This is a genomic window from Couchioplanes caeruleus (assembly GCF_023499255.1).
GTDB classification, from domain to species: Bacteria; Actinomycetota; Actinomycetes; order Mycobacteriales; family Micromonosporaceae; genus Actinoplanes; species Actinoplanes caeruleus_A.
Window position 1 is genome coordinate 6,054,662 of sequence record NZ_CP092183.1, and the last position, 19,429, is coordinate 6,074,090.

The following is a 19,429-nucleotide window of genomic DNA, read 5'->3' on the forward strand; positions in this document are numbered from 1 at the left end:
CGACGGTTCTCTTTGTCCCGGCAGGCGAGAAGCATGGCCGTCAGGTCGAACCCAGGAGGCAGGACATGCCAGGCAACAGAGCGGTTGTCTATCAGGGCCCCGGCGTGGTGGAGGTCCGCGACAGCGACTACCCGACGTACGAGATGAAGGACGGCCCCGGCGTCAACAAGGCGAACGTCGGCCGGCGCACGCCGCACGGCGCGATCCTCAAGACGGTCGCCACCAACATCTGCGGCAGCGACCAGCACATGGTCCGCGGGCGCACCACCGCGCCCGAGGGGCTGGTGCTCGGCCACGAGATCACCGGCGAGGTCGTCGACATCGGGTCCGACGTGGAGTTCGTCAAGGTGGGCGACATCTGCTCGGTCCCGTTCAACATCTCCTGCGGGCGCTGCCGCAACTGCAAGGAGCGCAAGACGGGCGTGTGCCTCAACGTGAACCCGGACCGGCCGGGGTCGGCGTACGGCTACGTCGACATGGGCGGCTGGATCGGCGGGCAGGCGGAGTACGTCCTGGTGCCGTACGCCGACTGGAACCTGCTCAAGTTCCCCGACCGCGACCAGGCCATGGAGAAGATCCTCGACCTGGCCATGCTCGCCGACATCTTCCCCACCGGGTACCACGGCTGCGTGACCGCCGGGGTCACCACCGGCTCGACCGTCTACATCGCGGGCGCCGGCCCGGTCGGGCTGGCCGCCGCCACGTCGGCGTTCCTGCTCGGCGCCGCCGTGGTGATCGTCGGCGACCTCAACAAGGAACGGCTGGAGCAGGCGCACAGCTTCGGCTGCGAGACCGTGGACGTGTCCGCCGGCGACCCGGTCGAGCAGGTGCAGCAGATCCTCGGGCGCGACGCGCCGGCGATCGGCCAGCCGCTGGTCGACGCCGCCGTCGACGCCGTGGGCTTCGAGGCCCGCGGGCACGGCGAGAACGCGCGGACCGAGATGCCGGCCACCGTGCTGAACTCGCTGATGGACCTGACCCGGGCGGGCGGCGCGATCGGCGTGCCCGGCCTCTACGTCACCGGCGACCCGGGCGGCGTGGACGAGGCGGCCAAGCAGGGCTCGCTGTCCATCCGGCTCGGCCTCGGCTGGGCCAAGTCGCACTCGTTCGTCACCGGCCAGTGCCCGGTGATGAAGTACAACCGGGAGCTGATGATGGCGATCCTGCACGACCGGGTGCAGATCGCGAAGAACGTCAACGCCACCCCGATCCCGCTCGACCAGGCCCCGGACGGCTACCGCGACTTCGACCAGGGCGCGGCCCGCAAGTACGTCCTCGACCCGCACGGCATGGTGGGCCGCCGCGCCGCCTGAGCACCGGCTGCCGCGCCGGCCCGCCGGCGCGGCAGCACGCTGCGGTCGGCTCAGGCCCGGTCCGCCGGCCGGTCCCAGCCGTCGCAGGCGTCGGCCGGCTCCTCCGGGAGCAGGTCGAGCAGGTCCGGCCCACGGTGACCGGTGTCGACCGAGCGGCCGATCAGCCCGAGCTGGGCGGCGCAGTCCCGGCCGTACCCCTTGACCATCCGGTCGGCGCGGGTCAGGTGCCCGCAGCGCGGGCACCTGCGCATCTCCACGGGTACGGCGGCCATGACCCCAGTATCGGACGATCCGCCGTCTCACACCCGGAACGTGCCGACCAGCTGCTGCAGTTCGCCCGACATCAGGGCCAGGTCCCGGGCCGCGCGCTGGGACTCCCCGACACTCTCGGTGGTCACCCGGGTCGCCGTGGCGAGCGTCTCGATGCCCCCGGCGATGTGGTTGACCCCGCCGGCGGCCTCGCTGACGCCGCGGCTCATCTCGCCGGTGGTGGCCGTCTGCTCCTCGACGGCGGTGGCGATCGTGGTCTGGTAGTCGCTGATCCGGTCGATGATCTCGCTGATCCCCGCGATGGCGGCGATGGCGGTGTCGGTGTCCGCCTGGATCGCGGTGACCCGGGCGCTGATGTCCTCGGTGGCCTTGGCGGTCTCCTGGGCCAGGTCCTTGACCTCGCTGGCGACCACCGCGAAGCCCTTGCCGGCGTCACCGGCGCGGGCCGCCTCGATCGTGGCGTTGAGGGCCAGCAGGTTGGTCTGTTCCGCGATCGCCGTGATCAGCTTGACCACGTTGCCGATCTCCGCGGAGGATGTGCCGAGGCTGGCGACCGTGGTGTTGGTCGTCCGGGCCATCGTCACGGCCTCACCGGCGACCCGGGCGGCCTGGTTGGCGTTCTCGGCGATCTCCCGGATCGACGCGCTCATCTCCTCGGAACCGGCCGAGACGGTCTCCACGTTGCGGCGGATCTGCTCCGCGGCGGCCGCGACGTCGCCCGCCTGGCTGCTCGACTGCTCGGCGCTGCCGGCGATCTGCGTGCTGGCGGTCGAGAGCTGTTCCGCCGCGGCGGCCAGCGACTGGGAGGCCTGACCGAGCGACTGGACGGTGTCGCGCATGTTACCGGTGGCTCGGTTCAGGGCGCCGGCCATCATGCCGACCTCGTCGCGGGAGCGCACCGCGACCATGCCGGTGAGATCGCCCTCGGCGACCCGGGTGAGCGTCGCGCTGACCTGGCCCAGCGGCCCGGTGATGCGCCGGACCGTGAGCCAGCCCAGCAGGGCGGCCACCGCGAATCCGACGGCCAGGCAGATGATCATGATGGTCCGGCTGGTGCGGTAGTCGCCGGCCGTGGCGGCGGCCGCCTTCGAGGCGCTGTCCGCCTCGAATCGGGCGAGGGCGTCGAAAGCACCGTTGACCTGGTCGATCACCGTCACGGTGCCGTCGTACGCAGTGTCGAACGCGACCGGGTCGTCGCCCAGGGCCGCGGGGATGAGCCGGGCATCGCGGGCGGCGTTGAAGGCGGTCAGGCCCTCCTTCAGCGCGGTCATCGGCGACTGCTGCGCGGGCTCGAGCCCCAGCGCCGCGTAGTCATCTGCCCCCTGTTGCACCACCGCCGCCGCCTGCTTGGCCGTGCCCAGCCGTTCCTGGGCTTCCGAGGCCTCGGCGGCGACGTTGGCCATGGCGAGGTCGAACAGCTCGTCGTCGAATGCGCCCTGAGCGGCGGCGAGGGCAGCGGACGGCTTGAGGTTCTCCTCGTAGATCTCGGTGGCGTTGACATTCGCCCGGCTCAGCGCGACGAGGCCGACGGTCGCCACCACCCCGCCGGCCAGCAGCGACACGACCAGCGCCAGGCTGATCTTCACACCGACGCCAAGATTGCCGAACCAGCTCGTGCCGCTCTCCGTCGCCGGCCGCCGTCGCGCCATTCTTCGTTCCTCCGGTCCCGTGCCGTACAGGCTTGATCACTGTCAGCCTGCCTATCGGCGCGCGTCACCGCAGGAAAATGTCACTCTCCGTTCCGCTCGGGCAGTCCTGCCCGTCCGGTCGCCGTCACACCCGGAACGTGGTCACCAGGGCCTGGAGCTCGGCCGACATGCGCGCGAGCTCGCCGGCCGCGCGCTGCGAGTCGCCGACGCTCTCGGTCGTCAGCCGGGTCGCCCCGGCGAGCGTCCCGATGCCGTCGGCGATCTGGCCGATCCCCGCGGCCGCCTCGCCGACGCCCCGGTTCATCTCACCGGTGGTCGCGGTCTGCTCCTCCACCGCGGCGGCGATCGTGGTCTGGTAGTCGCTGATCCGGGAGATGATCTCGCCGATCTCCCCGATCGCGGTGATCGCCGTACCGGTGTCCGCCTGGATCGCGGTCACCCGCGTGCCGATGTCCTCGGTGGCCTTGGCGGTCTCCTGGGCGAGGTCCTTGACCTCGGAGGCCACGACGGCGAAGCCCTTGCCGGCGTCGCCCGCGCGGGCCGCCTCGATCGTGGCGTTGAGCGCCAGCAGGTTCGTCTGCTCGGCGATCGCCGTGATGAGCTTGACGACGTTGCCGATCTCCGCCGACGAGGTGCCCAGCTTGGCCACCGTCTCGTTCGTGGTGGCGGCCATGGTCACGGCCTCACCGGCGACCGCGGCGGCCTGGTACGCGTTCTCGGCGATCTCGCGGACGGAGGCGCCCATCTGCTCCGAGCCGGCCGCGACGGTCTCCACGTTGGCGCGGATCTGCTCCGCGGCGGCCGCCACGCCGTCGGCCTGGGTGCTGGACCGCTCGGCGTTGCCGGCGATCTGGTCGCTGGTCGCGGACAGCTCCTCGGCCGCGGCGGCCAGCGACTGCGATGCCATGCCCAGCGACTGCACGGTGTCGCGCATGTTCGCGGTGGCCCGGTTCACCGCGGCCGCCATCGTCCCGACCTCGTCGCGCGAGCGGACCGGGACCGTACCGGTGAGGTCGCCGTCGGCCATCCGCGCCAGCGTGGCGCTGACCTGGCGCAGCGGACCGGTGATCCGCCGGACGGTCAGCCATCCGAGCAGCGCCGCCACGGCGAAGCCGGCGACCAGGCAGGCGATCATCAGCGTGCGGCTGCTGCGGTACGCGTCGCCCGTCGCGGCGGTGGCCCGCTGGGCGCTGGCGGCCTCGAAGTCGCGCAGCGCGTCGAAGTCGGCGTTCACCTGCTTCGCGAGGGGCTCGACGACGGTCTCGTACCCGTGCTCGAAGGTGTCGCCGTCACCGGCCAGCGCGGCCGGCACGAGCTGGGCGTCGCGGGCGCTGTGGAAGGCGAGCAGGTCCTTCTCGAGGCGGGCGATCAGCTGGCCCTTGGTGCCCTGCAGCCCCAGCGACTTGTAGGTGTAGACGCCCGTCGCCAACGCCGTGGCGGCGCGCCGGGCCTCGCCGACCTTCACCTCCGACTCGGAGCGCTCGTCCGACACGGTCGCCAGGGCCAGCATGAACTGCTCGTCGTCGAAGGAGCCCTGGGCGGCGGCGAGGGCAGCGGCCGGCTTCAGGTTCTGCTCGTAGATGGCGTGGGCGTTCGCGTTGGCCGTACCGAGCGCCAGCAGGCCCACGGCCGCGACCACGCCGCCGGCCAGCAGTGACACGACGAGCGCCAGGCCGATCTTGACACCGACCCGGAGGTTCGCGATCCAGCCGCCGTGCTCGCCGTCCGCCGTACGTGCCCGTCGTGCCATCGATGCCCCTCCGGTGGATCCCACGTGAATGTGAGCGTCCCTATCGGCGGACCGGTGAGCCGGTTGAGGCTTGGTGATCTTTCAGTTGCCGGCCAGGCCGGTGCGGTACGCGTACACCACGGCCTGGACGCGGGTCTTCAGTCCGAGCTTCATGAGGATGCGCGACAGGTGCGTCTTGACGGTCGCCTCCCCCAGGTACATCCGCGCGGCGATCTCGGCGTTGGTCAGCCCCTCGGCGAGCAGCCGCAGCACCTCCCGTTCGCGGGGCGTGAGCTGGTCGAGCGCCGGCCCGGGCGGGACCGGCGGCTCCTGGCCGGCGAACGCGGCGATCACGCGCAGGGTGACGGCCGGATCGAGCAGGCCCTTGCCGGCCGCGACCGTGCGGACCGCCTCGACCAGCTGCTCCGGCGGTGCCACCTTGAGCAGGAAGCCGCTCACCCCGGCGCGCAGCGCGGCCGCCACGTGCTCGTCCTCGTCGAAGGTGGTGAGGATGACGACCTTGCTGTCCGGATACTCGGCGCAGATCCGACGGGCCGCGGTGAGGCCGTCCATCCGGGCCATCCGGACGTCCATCAGCACGACGTCGGGGCGCAACCGCTCGACCAGGCCGGCCGCCTCGTCGCCGTCCGCGGCCTCGCCCACCACCTCGATGTCGTCCTCGCCGCTGAGCACCATCCGCAGCCCGACCCGGATCATCGCCTCGTCGTCGACGAGCGCCACCCGGATCACGCCGCCACCCCGGTCAGCGGGAATGTCGCCCGGACCGCGAAGCCGCCGTCCGGCTCGGGCCCGGCGCGCAGCGAGCCGCGGAACAGCGACACCCGTTCGCGCATGCCGACCAGCCCGTGGCCGCCCCGGCCCGGCTCCTCGGCGGGCGCGGTGCCCGGATCGTTCACCACGCTCAGCGACACCTGCCCGGGGGCGTACGCGATCCGCACCCGCGTGGGCACCGGCCCGCTGTGGCGCAGCACGTTCGTCAGCGCCTCCTGCAGCACCCGGTACGCCGAGGCGTCCAGCAGCCGGGGCACGCCGGAGCGCTCGCCCGCCACCTCCAGCTCGACCGGGAGGCCGGCCGCCCGTACCTCGCCGACCAGGTCCGCGGCCCGCCCGAGCGACGGCTCCGGGGCCGGCGTGCCCGCGGCCCGCTCGCGCAGGATGCCGACCAGCCCGCGCATCTCCTCCACCGACTGCCGGCCGAGCCGTTCCAGGTTGTGCACGATCTCGCGGTGCTCCGGGTCGTCGAGCATCCGGCGCAGCCCGCCGAGCTGCAGGGTCATCACGCTCACCGAGTGCGCGACCGCGTCGTGCACCTCACGGGCGATGCGGGTGCGCTCGGAGGCCACCGCGGCGTGCGCGTTGCGTTCCCGCTCGGCGTCCAGGGCCGCCGCGAGCCGGGTCAGCTCGGCCGCCCGCTCACCGTTGATCCGGCTCTGCAGGCCGAGCGCCCAGCCGGGCAGCAGGATGGCCGGCTGGAAGATCGCCTCCCAGACCGACTGGCCGGCCAGCAGCGACGTCACGACCCCGGCGGCCATGGCCGCGGCCAGCGCGATGCCGGACCGCCGCGGCGGCAGCCGCCAGCCGGACCAGGCGGTGACCCCGATCAGCCCGATCAGCCCGGCGCCGCCGATGTCCGGCGCGCCGACCAGCAGGCCCAGCGGGAAACAGGCGGCGGCGATCAGCGCCCCCGCGAGCGGGAGCCGGGCGGCCAGCACGATCCCCGCGCCGAGCAGCAGCCCGGGCACCAGCACCGCCGCCCGGTGCGCGGCGAAGGCGTCGTCGAGGCCGACCTCGGCGATCGCCAGGAGGCCGACGGCCGGGCCGAGGACCAGCGGCACGACGCGCGGGTCGCGCCATCTCAGAGGGGTCACGCCTGCCGATCGTACGGACGCCGAGGGGCCGCCGAGTCCGCCTAACGACGGACCCCGCCGGTAGCCGGTTCGGGGGAACGAGCAGCTCAGGGACGGTACGCGGCGGCGGACGCGGCGGCGGCGCCCGGATCGGCAAGGTGGTCCTCGTCAACCACGGCACCACGAACGGAGCACCGCAGTGACCACCACCGTCCAGCCCCAGCCCCAGGCGCTCGCCGCGACCGACGGTTCCGTCCGGACCCGCAGGTTCCTCCACCGGGCCGCCGGCGCCCTCCTGGTGGCCGGCCCCGTGCTGACCTTCGCCGGCATGGTGACCAGCCCGCACCAGGACGGCCCCGCGACCGCGGACTACATCGCCTCCCTGGCCCGCGACACCACCCAGACCCAGGTGTCCGCGCTGTTCCTGCACTACTCGAACATGCTGACCGGGGTCGGCCTGCTCGTCGTCCCGCTGCTGGTCCGGGGCGTACGGGGACGCCTGCTCACGCTGATCGGCACCCTCGCGGCGACGCTGACGATGCTGAACATCTCCGGCGCCGTGAAGGACGACTGGTGGCGCATGGTCCTGGGCCGCACCGCCGGTATGGACGTGGCGGTCCGCGTCTCGGACGCCGTCGACGCCAGCTCGCTGCTCTCACCGTGGCGCGACGTCTCGATGCTGGGCTTCCTCGGCCTGCTCCTGCTCTACATCGGGCTGGCGCGGGCCGGCGTCGTGGGCTGGTGGGCGACCGGTCTCTACGTAGTCGCGCTGGTCGGGATGTTCACCGTGCCGGTCAGCCTGACGCTGGTGTACGGCCTGGTCTTCACCGCCCTGTTCGCCCCGCTCGCGGTCGTGGGGATCCGAGCGGCCCGGCGCGCCCGGACGCTGTGACGGCCGGTCGCCGGGGGCCGTGGCGGCGGCCCCCGGCTTCCTGCGCCGCCGCCGGACCGGCGCTACCTTGCCGGCGAGGTCGGCGACGACCGTGAGCGACGGCAACAGCAGCAGGAAGAGCACGACGGGCCAGGCCCACGGATGGTCCTCGACCGCGCCGACCGCCGCGTCCAGCCCGGAGAACAGCCGGGTACGCAGCCACGGAAGCCACGGCGCGGCACCCAGCAGCAGGGCGGCGACCAGCGCCAGCGTCCGCAGCGCCCCGGCCGCTCCGGGGCCGAGGCTGAGCGCCAGCACCAGCGCGCCCGTGGTGCAGGCGACCACGCCGGTCATGCCCAGCAGGGTGATGTCGGTCAGCAGGGCCAGCACCCCGCAGGCCAGCAGGACCAGGCCGGTGAGCACCATCGGGCCCCGCCGGCCGGAGCTGCGGTCCACGGCCTGGTACGCCGTCCGCGTCACCGCCCGCGCCGTGGCGAACGTCGGCCGCAGCGAGCGCGGCGGTTCGCGCATCCCGGTGCCGGCCGCCGTGGCCACCGCCGCCGCCCGCGTGGCGGTACGCAGGAACAACGGCGTACGCCGCCGCGCCTCCTCCCGCAGGGTCTCGCCGGCGACCGGGCAGGAGTCGAGCACCCTGCCGGTCTCCTCCCGCGTGGGCTGCTCCTGGGCGGCCCACGCGTCGAAGTCCTGCAGCCACTGTCCCCGGCCGCCCTCGGCGCGTACCTCCGCGGCCACCACGCGCAGCTCCTCCGCGGCGATGTCGGCCTGGAAGATCTCGGCCAGCCACATCGCCAGGCCCGGCAGGCTGGGCGGGACCGGCAGCGTCTCGTCGTCCAGGAACCGCAGGGCGGCTCGGTGCTCGCCGGGGACCGGCCGGCCGAACGACTCCGCCACCCGGCCGGTGAACGTCTCCGCGCGCCGGCCCACCGCGACCCCGTCGTTCTCGAGGACCGCCAGGATCCGCCGCGGGTCGAGGAGCAGGTGCACGAGCCAGCCGCAGCCGTCGAGCCGGCCCCACATCCAGTCGTTGGCGCGCCAGGACCGCTTGTAGAACGCCCCGAAATGGTGCACCTGCAGGCCGGTCAGCTTGCTCGCCGCGGTCGGGTGGCTGGGCGCCAGGTCGCTGCGGGTGTCGGCGCTGACCTGGATCAGCTCGACGAACTGCTCGACCTCCTGCAGCACGGGCAGCACCGAGCGTACGGCCACGTGCAGGTCCAGCAGCATCCGTACCGGCTCCGGGCCGCCCAGGACGGCGAGATAGGACTGGATCTCCTCGCCGGCCGCCGCGCGCCGCTGGGACGCGGACGGGCGGGCGCCGTCGGGGGCGGGCCGGTCCGCCGCCACCGCGTCCCCGGCGAGCCGCCGCAGCCGGCCCGCGACCAGGGTCACCACCCGGGTAAGCACCTGCCACGCCGCGCGCAGGTCTTCCTCGGACCCCTGCATCCGCGCGTACGCCGTTGCCAGCTCCGCCACGTCGTCCGGCAGGGCCGCCACCGAGCCGTGGCTGGTCGCCGGGCCCAGGTGCGTCCGTACGAACGGCCCGAGCTGCGTCTGCCGGGTCTCGCTGAGCGGCCGCAGCGCGAGCATGGCCGCGTGCGCGAAGGCCTGCCGGTCGTCGACCGTTCCGGAGAGCGTGTAGCCCAGCCGGACGAGCCGCAGCACGGTGGCCTTCGCCGCGTCGAACGCAGGCCGGCCGAGGGCCACCGCCGCCTCGACCGCCTCCGCCTCGGTCCCGGGCGGCCGGGCCGGCCAGCGCGCGGTGACGGCGTCGACGGCCGCGGAGCGCAGGACCTCCATCTGGTCCGTGCCGGGCAGGAACGGCCCCTCCGCGCCCTCCGGCCACAGCCCGGGAAGCTGCCGGGCGATCTCCGCGAGGAGCGGCGCCACCAGCCAGTTCCCCTGGCGGCGCCGGTAGTCACCCCAGGCGCCCGGGTCGGTGAGCAGGCCGCCGTCGCCCAGCCGCCCGGCGAGCACCGCGAGGCGCAGGCGGGTGTCGGCCATCGCCCGTACCCGGTCGTTGTGTTCCTTGATCGCGGCCAGGTCGGCCGCGATGGACTGGTTCATGGTCGCGTTCAGATCCGCCAGCAGGGCCGCGGCCAGGTCCGGCGGCCGGGACCTGCTGCACTCCGGCGGCGCGGCGGCCGGCACGCTGGACGGTACGACGTACAGCAGGGCGCGGCGGACGTGCCGGTCCCCCTCGCGGTCGAAGATCGTCTGCAGGACGGGCGCGATCGGGCGGTTGACGAGCAGCCCGCCGTCCGCCGCCCAGTGCGAGCGGGTCGCGTCCACGTACGGCGCCATGTCCGGGTGCAGGTCGTCCAGCTCACCCGCGGCACCGCGGCCGACCGGCACGAACGACGGCTCGAAGGCGCCGGGGAAGGAGGCGCTGCTGCGCGCGGCGAGCGCGAGCGGTGCCGCGATGTCACCGGCGAGCACGTTCTCGTCGAAGTGGAACAGCGCGTGGTGGTCGGTGTCGCCGATCTGCGTACCGTAATCGTCGGCGAACCGGCCGACCTCCGGCGACAGCAGCGTGGTCGTGATGAAGACGTCGGTCCGGCGCGGCCCGGGCACCGCCCCCTGGCGGCCCAGGATCGCCCGGATGCCGGAGTTCAGCGCGGTCAGCATCTGGTCGTCACCCTTGAGCAGCGAGGGCGGCGCGGGCTCGCCGGGGTCGCGCAGCAGCCGGCCGACGTCCCCCGCCTCCAGCCAGATGTCGCGCAGCGCGCCCAGGCCGAGGCGGCGGGCGCCGGTGAGGCCGAGCAGGGCGGCGTTGATGCCGCCCGCGCTGGTGCCGGCGAGCACGTCCACGCCGGCCTGCACGTCCATCAGCTCCAGCAGCTGCCGGTAGCGGTCGCGCAGCCGCCGGGCGTGGCCATGCTCCTCGGGCTGCGGCAGCGGATCCCGGGGCAGGCGCAGCGCGCCGGCCTGCACCAGCAGGTCCAGCTCGCGCGCGACGCCGCCCATCCACACGGCGAGGCTCACGCCGCCGGTGAAGGCGAGCGCCAGCCGCAGCTCCTGGGTCGCCAGGGTGGCCGGCCGGGGACCCCCGTCGCCGGCGGTCCCGGCGCGCGCGGTCAGGTCCGGCCGCCGCGCGACGACCTCCTCCGGCGCCGTGGTGATGCCGGCCTCGGCGGCCGTCGTCTTCGCGGCGGGCGGAACGGGAATGGTGGGAACACTCACAACGCGCCTCCGGCAGTCTGGAGCACTTGGGGAGCCACCAAGCGGATACGCGCGCCAGGCCGCTGATACGTCCGGGACCGGTTGCGGACAGGTTGATATGCGGCCGACCGCTCACCAGCGGTGCACGGCGGCCGATGGACCCGGCATGGAACGCATGCCCGCCCGGGCCGTACCCGCGATCGCGGTGGTCACGGGCGTGCCGACGGTGCTCGCGCCGGGGTCCGTGGTGGCCCAGGTGGCGTACACGGCCGGGTTCTGCGCCGTCGTGGTGCTGGCGTGGCTCGCCGTACGCGCGAGCACCGGCCCGGCCCGGCTCCCGCACGCGCTGATCGCGGGCGCGCTGACCACGTGGCTCACCGGCGACCTGCTGTACCTGCTGCTCGACTGGACGCTGGGCGGCCTCGGCGACGTCTCCGCCGCCGACGGGCTGTGGGTGCTGGGCTATCCGCTGCTCGCCGCCGGCCTGCTGGTCACCGTACGGCGGCAGGCGCCCGGCCGGCTGCGCGAGGCGGCGCTGGACGGCCTCGCCATGGCGACCGTGGTGGGCACCCTGTTCTGGCAGTTCATGATCCTGCCGGCGTTCCGGGACAACGCGCTGTCCCCCGCGGTGGTCGTCACCGCCTTCTACCCCTTCGGCGACGTGCTGCTCTTCGCCACCGGCGCCATGCTGGTGTTCGCGCCCGGCGGCCGCCGCGGCCCGCTGCGCACCCTGCTCGCCGCGCTGACCATCACCTTCCTCGCCGACGTGTTCCTCTCCGTCAGCCCGGCCTGGCTGGCCGACCTCGGCGTCGACCGCCTGGACGCGGTGCTGCTGCTGGCCAACGGCCTGTTCGCCGCGGCGCTGTGGCACCCCGGGATGCGCGACGGCACACCCGTCGCGGCGGACGCCGAACGCCTGCACCCGGCCCGGGTCGTCTTCCTGGGCGTCGCGCTGCTGGCCCTCCCGGCGCTCGCCGTCACCCGCATCACCGACGACGCGATCGGCCGCAGCACCCTGCTCACCGCGATGGTGCTGCTCACCGTGATCATCCTCGTCCGGTTCACGCTCGTCGTCCGCGAGCAGGAACGGGCCCGCTCGGCGCTCGCTCACCGGGCCACCCACGACGACCTCACCGGCCTCATCAACCGGCAGGACCTGCACGCCCGGCTCGCCGCGGCGCTGGACCGCGGCGACGACGTGCTCGTGCACTTCCTCGACCTGGACGGCTTCAAGGCGATCAACGACCGGTACGGCCACGCCGCCGGCGACTTCGTGCTCACCGAGGTGGCCCGGCGGCTGCGGCTGCAGGCCCGTACCGGCGACACCGTGGCACGGCTCGGCGGCGACGAGTTCGTCGTGGTCACCGACTCCGCGGTCGACGCGGCGGCGATGGCGCACCGGCTGCGGGCGGCGGTCGGCGCCCCGATGCCGTTCGACGGCCACGACCTGCACGTCGACGTCAGCGTGGGCCACGCCCGGGTCGGCCCGCAGTACACCACGTCGGACGACCTGCTGGCCGCCGCGGACACCGAGATGTACCGGGAGAAGGCGGGCCACCGCAGCCGCCGACGCGACGCCGTCGCACCCCTCGGATAGGGATTCCCTGATCCGCTACCGTGGGCGGCCATGAACGACGCGCCGCGACCCCCCGCCTGGATCGACTGGCCCGTCCGGGTGCTCGCCGTCGTCTTCGTGCTCCCCTTCCGCCTGTTGTGGGAGCTGCTGGCCATCATCGGCCGGTTCCTCGCCCGGTACGTGGGACGGCCGCTCGCCTGGCTGGGGCACCACCTGATCGTGATCCCGGCGGCGTTCCTGTGGCACTACCTGGTCGCCGTACCGGGGCAGTGGCTGTGGCGGTGGTTCGTCGTCGTGCCGCTGACCTGGCTGGGGTACTGGGTGCTGGTCGTACCCGGCCGCTGGCTCTGGCAGCGGCGGTGGATCGTGGTGCGGCCGCTGACCTTCCTCGTCCGGTATCTCCTCGTGATCCCGGCGGGCTGGTTGCTGGCCGTCGTCACGCCCGTCCTGGTGATGGCCGGCAACGCCGTCGCCACGGTGGCGCGCGGCGTCGCGCGGTGGGTGCTGGTGCCCGGCTGGCGGGGCGCGGGCTGGGTGCTCCGGCAGGTCCACCGGTGGCTGCTGCGACCGGTGGGGCTGGCCGTGCGATGGGTGTGGCGGCACACGGTCGTGCCCGTGTACCGGACGGTGGCCGCCGCCGGGAGGTGGGTACGCGACGCCGTCCTGCGCCCGGCCGCGGACATGTGCCGGGCCGTGCTCGTCTCCGTGGGCCTGCGTCGCTGACCCCGGCCGCGGCCGATTCGTTCAAGACGGCGGGCCGGCGGCACTTCTAGGGTCGTTCCCATGAGCGCTGAACGATTCATCATGGCCGAGGCGCGCGTGCTGGAACGCCGCCTGTACGAGACCTGCGTGCTCGGCGCACCGCCGGACGGCGTGGTGGCGGCGCTGCGGGCGTACCGCAACGGCGACGGCGGCTTCGGGTACGGCCTGGAGCCGGACAAACGCGCCCCGGACAGCCTGCCGCTCGACGTGGAGATCGCCTTGCGGACGCTCGCCGACGCCGGCGTGACGGCCGCCGACCCGGACACCGCCGGCCTCATCGGCCCTGCCTGTAACTTCCTCGCCGGGGTCGCCGACGAGCGGGGCGCCGTGTCGCTGGCCGCGCCGGTCATCGAGCGGTATCCGCGGGCCGAGCACATGACGGACTGGACGTACGAGCCCGGGGTCAACCCGACCGCGGGCCTGGCCGGACTGCTGTACCGCCTCGGCTTCGACCACCCGTGGCGGGAGGCGGCGACCGCGTACTGCTGGGCCGAGCTGGAGGCCGGCACGCTGCCCGACGACGCGCACGCGCTGTCGGAGGTCCTGGTGTTCCTCGAGCACGTGCCCGACCGCGACCGGGCCGACCGGCATGCCGGCCGGGTCGGCGAGATGCTCCGCAAGACGGCGATGTTCCACCTCGAGCCCGGCACCCCCGGCTACGGCATGACGCCGCTGCAGATCGCCCCGGAGCCCGCGTCCCGCTGGCGGTCCCTGTTCACCGGCGAGCAGATCGAGGGGCATCTCGACCAGCTCGTGGCCGATCAGCAGGAGGACGGCGGCTGGCCGATCACCTGGGATCCGCCGAGCACCGCCGCGCGGCTGGAGTGGCGCGGCATCGTGACCGTGGCGGCGGTGCGCACGCTGGCCGCGTACGGCCGGGCACCCGCCCGGCCGTGACCACGCACGAAGCGGGGCCCGGCGCTCACCGCGCCGGGCCCCGCCGGTGTCCGGGTCGCTCAGGCGGCCAGCGCGGGCCGGCGCAGGACCCGGCGCACGGTCCGGCGCACCGGCGGCAGCCAGCGGACCAGCTCGGCCGTCTGCCGGTTCGAGCCGTACGCGAGCAGCGTCAGGAACACGCCGTACACGGGCAGGTGGCCGAGCAGCTCGGTGCCGCCGAAGAGCAGCAGCGTCGCGTTGAACGGGATACCCGCGACCAGCACCGCCACCTGCGGCAGCGCGCCGGAGATCACGAGGAGGCCGAACAGCAGCTCGGTGGCGCCGGCGATCGCGACGAAGGTGTCGACCGGCAGGTGGATGCCGACCAGCGCGAACACGTCGAGCTGCGGGAACATCTCGACCGTCTCACGGGCCAGGGCGGGGTTGGCCAGCTTCTCGGCGAACGCGAGGGTGATCAGCGCGCCGCCGGCGCCGAGGCGCAGCGCGAGCAGGGCCCGGCGCAGCGTGGCGGCGTCCGGCTCGACCCGGCCGAAGGTCGCGTCCGACGGCGGGACGAACGCCAGGAACACGGCGACGCCGAGCAGGTCCATGGCCGACAGCAGGCCGACCGGGCCGGTGACGAGCAGGGCCAGCGGGCCGGCCACGGCGAGCAGCACGGCCGCCGGGCGCAGCCGGATGCCGGTGATGAACCAGACGCCCAGCGCGCCCTCGAGGAGCAGGATCGCCGAGCCGCCGGCGAGGTGCTCGACCTCCAGGTCGTGGGTGAGGAAGTGGCCGGAGACGGCCGCCGCGAGCAGCGAGACACCCAGGTGGATGGCGAGCAGGCGGGGCACGTACGGCACCAGCCGTCCGACGAACCTCAGCTGCGGCAGTTCCGGGGTGGGCAGGAAGCGCACCGCCGCGTACCGCCAGGCCACCGTGACCAGCACGACGGCGACGATCAGCGCGAACGTGACCGGCCGCAGCGCGAACGACCAGTCGCCCGGGTAGTCGTCCGGGTCGGGCACGAACCACTTCTCGTGCGCGGAGGCCGGCGTCGCGGCCGTCAGCAGGGTGGCGACGGCAGCACCCAGCACGGCGCCGGCTCGCATGAACGTGGTCCGCATGTCTCACTCACTCCTTGATCGGTTCCGTCGTCATTCCTACGGCCTGACGGCGTCTCGATCGAGGGTTCAGCGGCATCTCGGGACCTTGGTCCTGCCACTTCAGGACCAGTGCTGACCGGCTGAGGACGGGCCGGCCGGGTGCGGATCAGTCGGTGGGCTCGGTGGCGCCGGCCTTCGGCTCGTCGGTCAGCTCGGGCCCGGGGCGCACGTCCTCGCCGCCGGGCAGTACGGGCGCGTCACCTCGGTCGGCCTCGACGGCCTCCGGCTCGACGGGTGGTTCCTGCGGGGTGCTCATGCCCGCTGCTTACCCGCCCGCGAGGCGGCGAAGCGCAGCATCGGCCAGTAGATCCGGGTCGCGTCGGCCACCACGGCGAAGTGCGAGGACGCGTTGTCGTCCAGGTAGGTCGTCGCGATCGTCACCTCGTCGATCGGGTTGCCCAGCCGCGCCGCCTCCAGCAGCACGTTCATCTCGTACTCGAAGCGCTCCCCCGGCACCGACGTGAGCCAGCCGAGCATCGCGCCCGGGTACCCGCGCAGGCCCGTCTGGGTGTCACGGACGAGCCGGCCGGTGACCGCCTCGAACAGCCGGCAGGTGAGGGTGTTGCCGATCCGGCTGCGCAGCGGCATCCCGGCGAAGCTGCGGACGCCCAGCACCATCCGCCCGGTGCCGCGGACCCGCTCGGCGACCCGGTGGACCTCGTCGGCCCGGTGCTGCCCGTCGGCGTCGGCGCAGACCACGTCCTCAGCCGGGTACGCCTCGGCGATGTGCCGGAAGCCGGTCTTGAGCGCGGCGCCCTTGCCGCGGTTCACCGGATGCCGCAGCACGGTGCAGCCCAGGCCGGCCACCCGCTCCAGCACGCCGGTCGCGGCCGGGCCGCTGCCGTCGTCCACCACCACGACGCGTGCCGCGCCCAGCTCCCCGATCAGCGTGAGCAGGGGCTCTCCCGGCTGGTAGACCGGCAGCAGAACGACCATCGGCGGACCCATCGTCGGCGGAATCGGATTGCGGGTCCTATACCCGGCCGCCGAGCGCGGGACGCGTCAGATCGGTCACCTCATCGGGGGTTGCGGCCCGGCCCCGCAGCCGGTCGGCCCGGCGCAGCCACGCGACCATGTGCCGCTCCCGCCGGCGCAACGCCGCCGGGTCCCGGGCGCCGGCCAGGAAGATCCGGACGGCGGCGCGCGCGAGGCGCTCGGTCCCCGCCGGGCCGGCGGCCCCGCCGGTCACGGGTACGTCGAGCAGCGCGCTCCCCGGCAGCCCGAGAACCTTCCCGGCCAGGTAGCGGACCCGCGGCAGGTGCCAGGTGTGCGACACCAGCCCCAGCGGCCGCGCGGCGTCGAACGCGTACCCGCTGAGCAGGCCGTCCTCGACCGTGTGCAGCAGGTTCTCCAGCGTGCTGCGCGACCTCGTCTCGGTGCGCAGCTCCGCCCACCGGTCGAGGCCCAGCGACCGGGCCTCGGCGAGCATCAGGTCGCCCTCGCGGCTGCCCGCGGGCGGTTCCGGCGCGCCCTCGCACGCCTCGGCCCAGCCCCCGCTCAGGATCACCGGAACGGCCGTGGGCCACGCGTCGCGGTGCCGCTCGACGTATCCGGCGGCGGCCCGCACCCGTGCCGCCCCTGCAGGAGTGAGCATCCACCCGCCGGCGGTGCGGGTGACGCCCCGCCCGAAGACGAGCAGGGCGGTGGCGGTCGGCGCGGTCATGACCTTCCCATCGTCTCGCTGAGCTCCGACCGTACCGCGGCTTCTGCTGAGGGCAGACCCACCCGGCGCCGGACCGGCCCAGGGTTCCGATCACGTCCGTCACCGTCCGCGAGCTCGCCGCCCCGACGGTCGCCGCGGTGGCCGGCCGGCTCCTGGGCGACGACGCCACACACCTGTCCGACGTCACCTACCGCGACCGGGTCAGGCAGTGGTGGACGCCGGACCTGCCGGCCGGCACGGCGCTGACCCAGCCGCCGGCGGTCCTGGTCAGCGGGCACACGTACTCGTCGGCCGAGGCCCTCGCCCACCACCTGCAGGCCCGCGGCCGCGCGATCGTGGTCGGAGGTGCTGTGCTTCCTGCCGGAGGCGGAGGTCCGCGGCGCCCGCACCGGCGGCACCTGGGAGGGCACGGGCGTCCTCCCCGACGTGACGTACGCCGCCGGGGAGGCGCTCAGCGTGGCATCAAAGGGGGAGCAAGCGCGGCGGCGGTCTTCCTAGGCTCATCGTCATGAGAGCTCGGCTCGTTTCGTTCACCTCCGTCACGCTGATCGCGCTGGCCGCCGCCGGCTGCACACCCGCCGATTCCGCCCCGGCGGCGTCCGGGACGACGCCGGCCTCCCCGGTCTCATCGCGCGCCGCGTCATCCCCGCCGTCCTCTCCCCCGTCATCCCCGGCGCCCTCCCGCACGTCGTCGCCCGCGCCCTCTGCCACGTCGGACGGCGGGGACGGCGGGATGCTGGCCGGGCTCGGCGAGGACGCGAACTGGAAGAAGCTCGTCACCCCGTGCCCCAACGACGGCCAGAAAACCGTGATCCGCAAGGTCGTGACGGCCGACGTCACCGGAGACGGCACGTACGACGCACTGGTGGCCCGCGGCTGCGAGGCACGGACGTCCTACTTCCCGTCCACGGTGGAGGTCTTCGACGGCGCGTCGCAGTCGAGCCGGCCCCGGCGGATCGCGACGCTGCTCGAGGAGGCCGGGGCGACGGATCAGCCGTGGCTCACCACGGTGCGGGTGTCCGGCCGGCAGGTCGTCATCGAGGCCAACGGCACGGGCCCGCGCGACACGAACGCCTGTCCCAGCGTGGCCTTCACGTACCGCTACCGCTTCAGCGGTGACGAGGTCCAGCGGGTGAGCCGCGACGCTCATGACGCCCGCCGGTGCCTGCCGGCCGGCTGAAACGGCTTGAGTGTCCACCCGGTGGAAGGCTGACACTTCCTCCCATGGACGATCTCACCATCGGGCAGCTCGCGGAGCGCGCCGACGTGCCCGTACGCACCATCCGCTTCTGGTCGGACGCCGGCATCCTGCCGCCGTCCGGCCGGTCGGAGGGCGGCTACCGCCTGTACGGTCCCGAGGCCGCCGCCCGCCTCGACCTGGTCCGTACGCTCCGCGAACTCGGCCTCGGCCTCGGCCTGGATGACACCGCCGCCGTCCTCGCCGGCGAGACCACGGTCGCGGACATCGCCACCCGGCACGTGACCGCCCTCGACGCGCAGATCAGGGCGCTCAGACTGAACCGGGCGGTCCTGTCGACGGTCGCGCGAAGGGGCTCATCCACCGCGGAGACGGCCCTGCTGAACCGCCTCGCCCGTCTTCCGGTCGCCGACCGCGCCGCCATCGTCGAGGACTTCATGCGCGAGGTGGCCGCCGGCCTGGACGCCCGCCCCGGCATCGGCGAACGCCTGGACCGCGCGCCGATCGACCTGCCGGACGATCCCACGGCGGAGCAGGTGGATGCCTGGCTCGACCTCGCGGAACTCATCCAGGACCCGGGGTTCCGCGCCCGCATGCGCACGATGATGGAGACCGTCGTGCCGGGCCGCCCGGCCGGTGCCGGCATCTGGTTCGCCGGCCACGTGACCGAGGTGGTCGCGGACGCCCGCGACCGCGGCATCGCCCCCGAAAGCCCGGACGCCGGCGCGGTGCTGGACCGGCTCTTCCCGGGCGCCGGCCGGGGTGAGGTGCTGCGGTGCCTGGAGGCGGGGCTCGCCGCGGACGCCGAGCGGTTTCGGCAGCTGCTGCGCACGGTGCACGGGCATGAACCGCGGCCGTCGCGCACGGCGGAACTGAGCTGGCTGGAACAGGCCCTGCGGCTCAGCCCTCGATGACCGTTCGGCTGGGCCACCACGGCCGGAGCATCTCGTCGACGTCTTCGTCGGTGAGAGGTCCCGGGCCCACCTCCCGCCAGGCCTGGGCGTCCAGGAGCACGGAGAGCGGGATGCCGGGCACGGCCCGCTTCAGGTAGAAGATCAGCGTGTCCTGGCGCAGACCCTCCGCCAGCAGACCGTTCAGCATCCGGGCCGCCACCACCGGGTCGGCACTCATGCGGCTTGTCACTTCCTTCTTCGGCAGCGTCATACGATCCCGCCGGGCGGACGTACGCCACCGGCTCTGGACGCGCCGGGTGGTGACCGGTTTGCGGGTGTGGTCGTGCCGGGTCTTGAAGGCCGGCACCGTCACGTCCGCGACCGCCGGCGGGCGGGTAGCGCAGCGAGTGCCATGGGG

18 protein-coding genes are annotated in these 19,429 nt (G+C 74.2%); 7 read left to right on the top strand and 11 right to left on the bottom strand.

Going from position 1 to position 19,429, the window contains the following annotated elements:
* Positions 1–65: 65 nt before the first annotated feature.
* Entirely contained in the window at positions 66–1,313 is a 1,248-nt protein-coding gene (gene fdhA, locus COUCH_RS28010) for a formaldehyde dehydrogenase, glutathione-independent (RefSeq protein WP_249608209.1), read from the top strand.
* A 50-nt stretch (positions 1,314–1,363) separates the two neighbouring features.
* On the opposite strand, the gene COUCH_RS28015 is transcribed toward fdhA, so the two are convergent.
* The 6 genes from COUCH_RS28015 to COUCH_RS28040 form a co-directional block, all read right to left on the bottom strand.
* The gene (locus COUCH_RS28015) at positions 1,364–1,585 is read right to left on the bottom strand and encodes a hypothetical protein (protein WP_249608210.1); all 222 of its coding nucleotides are present in this window, start codon (positions 1,583–1,585) and stop codon (positions 1,364–1,366) included.
* Between the two features lie 27 nt (positions 1,586–1,612).
* Positions 1,613–3,232, bottom strand: coding sequence for a methyl-accepting chemotaxis protein (locus COUCH_RS28020; RefSeq protein WP_249608211.1), 1,620 nt, complete (start codon positions 3,230–3,232; stop codon positions 1,613–1,615).
* Between the two features lie 124 nt (positions 3,233–3,356).
* Positions 3,357–4,982 (bottom strand): methyl-accepting chemotaxis protein, encoded by a 1,626-nt coding sequence (locus tag COUCH_RS28025; protein ID WP_249608212.1) that lies wholly within the window; start codon positions 4,980–4,982, stop codon positions 3,357–3,359.
* An 81-nt stretch (positions 4,983–5,063) separates the two neighbouring features.
* Positions 5,064–5,711 carry a response regulator gene (locus COUCH_RS28030; RefSeq protein ID WP_275979993.1) on the bottom strand — a complete coding sequence of 216 codons (648 nt, stop codon included), beginning with the start codon at positions 5,709–5,711 and terminating at the stop codon, positions 5,064–5,066.
* The gene (locus tag COUCH_RS28035; protein WP_249608213.1) at positions 5,708–6,850 is read right to left on the bottom strand and encodes a sensor histidine kinase; all 1,143 of its coding nucleotides are present in this window, start codon (positions 6,848–6,850) and stop codon (positions 5,708–5,710) included. The genes COUCH_RS28030 and COUCH_RS28035 overlap by 4 nt, the downstream gene beginning before the upstream one ends.
* Before the next feature lie 634 nt (positions 6,851–7,484).
* On the bottom strand, positions 7,485–10,898 hold the full coding sequence (locus tag COUCH_RS28040; RefSeq protein WP_249608214.1) for a patatin-like protein: 3,414 nt from the start codon (positions 10,896–10,898) through the stop codon (positions 7,485–7,487).
* Positions 10,899–11,043: 145 nt separating this feature from the next.
* Here COUCH_RS28040 and COUCH_RS28045 point away from each other — a divergent pair, with 145 nt between their 5' ends.
* Genes COUCH_RS28045 through COUCH_RS28055 form a run of 3 tightly spaced genes read left to right on the top strand, consistent with a single transcriptional unit; the run spans position 11,044 to position 14,112 of the window.
* Positions 11,044–12,474 (top strand): GGDEF domain-containing protein, encoded by a 1,431-nt coding sequence (locus tag COUCH_RS28045; RefSeq protein ID WP_249608215.1) that lies wholly within the window; start codon positions 11,044–11,046, stop codon positions 12,472–12,474.
* 30 nt (positions 12,475–12,504) lie between these two features.
* Positions 12,505–13,176, top strand: coding sequence for a hypothetical protein (locus COUCH_RS28050; protein ID WP_249608216.1), 672 nt, complete (start codon positions 12,505–12,507; stop codon positions 13,174–13,176).
* Between the two features lie 60 nt (positions 13,177–13,236).
* The gene (locus COUCH_RS28055) at positions 13,237–14,112 is read left to right on the top strand and encodes a hypothetical protein (RefSeq protein WP_249608217.1); all 876 of its coding nucleotides are present in this window, start codon (positions 13,237–13,239) and stop codon (positions 14,110–14,112) included.
* Positions 14,113–14,171: 59 nt separating this feature from the next.
* Here COUCH_RS28055 and COUCH_RS28060 read toward each other — a convergent pair whose 3' ends face one another.
* The 4 genes from COUCH_RS28060 to COUCH_RS28075 all read right to left on the bottom strand — a co-directional run bounded on the left by COUCH_RS28060 (position 14,172) and on the right by COUCH_RS28075 (position 16,920).
* On the bottom strand, positions 14,172–15,218 hold the full coding sequence (locus tag COUCH_RS28060; RefSeq protein ID WP_249608218.1) for a hypothetical protein: 1,047 nt from the start codon (positions 15,216–15,218) through the stop codon (positions 14,172–14,174).
* Between the two features lie 145 nt (positions 15,219–15,363).
* Entirely contained in the window at positions 15,364–15,513 is a 150-nt protein-coding gene (locus COUCH_RS28065) for a hypothetical protein (RefSeq protein WP_249608219.1), read from the bottom strand.
* Complete coding sequence (locus COUCH_RS28070) at positions 15,510–16,193, bottom strand: glycosyltransferase family 2 protein (RefSeq protein WP_249608220.1); 684 nt, start codon at positions 16,191–16,193, stop codon at positions 15,510–15,512. Before COUCH_RS28070 ends, COUCH_RS28065 begins: the two co-directional genes overlap by 4 nt.
* Before the next feature lie 37 nt (positions 16,194–16,230).
* Entirely contained in the window at positions 16,231–16,920 is a 690-nt protein-coding gene (locus tag COUCH_RS28075; protein WP_249608221.1) for a YdcF family protein, read from the bottom strand.
* A 137-nt stretch (positions 16,921–17,057) separates the two neighbouring features.
* On the opposite strand from COUCH_RS28075, the gene COUCH_RS39260 reads away from it, so the two are divergent.
* From COUCH_RS39260 to COUCH_RS28085, 3 genes are read left to right on the top strand one after another with little or no spacing between them, the layout of a single operon-like run.
* Positions 17,058–17,432, top strand: coding sequence for a S41 family peptidase (locus tag COUCH_RS39260; RefSeq protein ID WP_430640823.1), 375 nt, complete (start codon positions 17,058–17,060; stop codon positions 17,430–17,432).
* A complete protein-coding gene (locus COUCH_RS28080; protein WP_249608222.1) occupies positions 17,429–18,100 on the top strand; it encodes a hypothetical protein in 672 nt (223 codons plus the stop codon). Before COUCH_RS39260 ends, COUCH_RS28080 begins: the two co-directional genes overlap by 4 nt.
* Positions 18,101–18,144: 44 nt before the next feature.
* A complete protein-coding gene (locus COUCH_RS28085) occupies positions 18,145–19,032 on the top strand; it encodes a MerR family transcriptional regulator (RefSeq protein ID WP_249608223.1) in 888 nt (295 codons plus the stop codon).
* On the opposite strand, the gene COUCH_RS28090 is transcribed toward COUCH_RS28085, so the two are convergent.
* Positions 19,019–19,384 carry a hypothetical protein gene (locus tag COUCH_RS28090; protein ID WP_249608224.1) on the bottom strand — a complete coding sequence of 122 codons (366 nt, stop codon included), beginning with the start codon at positions 19,382–19,384 and terminating at the stop codon, positions 19,019–19,021. The two genes, COUCH_RS28085 and COUCH_RS28090, sit on opposite strands and share 14 nt — an antisense overlap.
* Between the last annotated feature and the right edge of the window lie 45 nt (positions 19,385–19,429).

What these genes read in the sequence shown, in the direction of transcription:
- fdhA (WP_249608209.1), top strand. Translation starts at nt 66, where the DNA reads ATGCCAGGCAACAGAGCGGTTGTCTATCAGGGCCCCGGCGTGGTGGAG.
- COUCH_RS28015 (WP_249608210.1), bottom strand. Translation starts at nt 1,585, where the DNA reads ATGGCCGCCGTACCCGTGGAGATGCGCAGGTGCCCGCGCTGCGGGCAC.
- COUCH_RS28020 (WP_249608211.1), bottom strand. Translation starts at nt 3,232, where the DNA reads ATGGCGCGACGGCGGCCGGCGACGGAGAGCGGCACGAGCTGGTTCGGC.
- COUCH_RS28025 (WP_249608212.1), bottom strand. Translation starts at nt 4,982, where the DNA reads ATGGCACGACGGGCACGTACGGCGGACGGCGAGCACGGCGGCTGGATC.
- COUCH_RS28045 (WP_249608215.1), top strand. Translation starts at nt 11,044, where the DNA reads ATGGAACGCATGCCCGCCCGGGCCGTACCCGCGATCGCGGTGGTCACG.
- COUCH_RS28050 (WP_249608216.1), top strand. Translation starts at nt 12,505, where the DNA reads ATGAACGACGCGCCGCGACCCCCCGCCTGGATCGACTGGCCCGTCCGG.
- COUCH_RS28055 (WP_249608217.1), top strand. Translation starts at nt 13,237, where the DNA reads ATGAGCGCTGAACGATTCATCATGGCCGAGGCGCGCGTGCTGGAACGC.
- COUCH_RS28060 (WP_249608218.1), bottom strand. Translation starts at nt 15,218, where the DNA reads ATGCGGACCACGTTCATGCGAGCCGGCGCCGTGCTGGGTGCTGCCGTC.
- COUCH_RS28065 (WP_249608219.1), bottom strand. Translation starts at nt 15,513, where the DNA reads ATGAGCACCCCGCAGGAACCACCCGTCGAGCCGGAGGCCGTCGAGGCC.
- COUCH_RS28070 (WP_249608220.1), bottom strand. Translation starts at nt 16,193, where the DNA reads ATGGTCGTTCTGCTGCCGGTCTACCAGCCGGGAGAGCCCCTGCTCACG.
- COUCH_RS28075 (WP_249608221.1), bottom strand. Translation starts at nt 16,920, where the DNA reads ATGACCGCGCCGACCGCCACCGCCCTGCTCGTCTTCGGGCGGGGCGTC.
- COUCH_RS28080 (WP_249608222.1), top strand. Translation starts at nt 17,429, where the DNA reads ATGAGAGCTCGGCTCGTTTCGTTCACCTCCGTCACGCTGATCGCGCTG.
- COUCH_RS28085 (WP_249608223.1), top strand. Translation starts at nt 18,145, where the DNA reads ATGGACGATCTCACCATCGGGCAGCTCGCGGAGCGCGCCGACGTGCCC.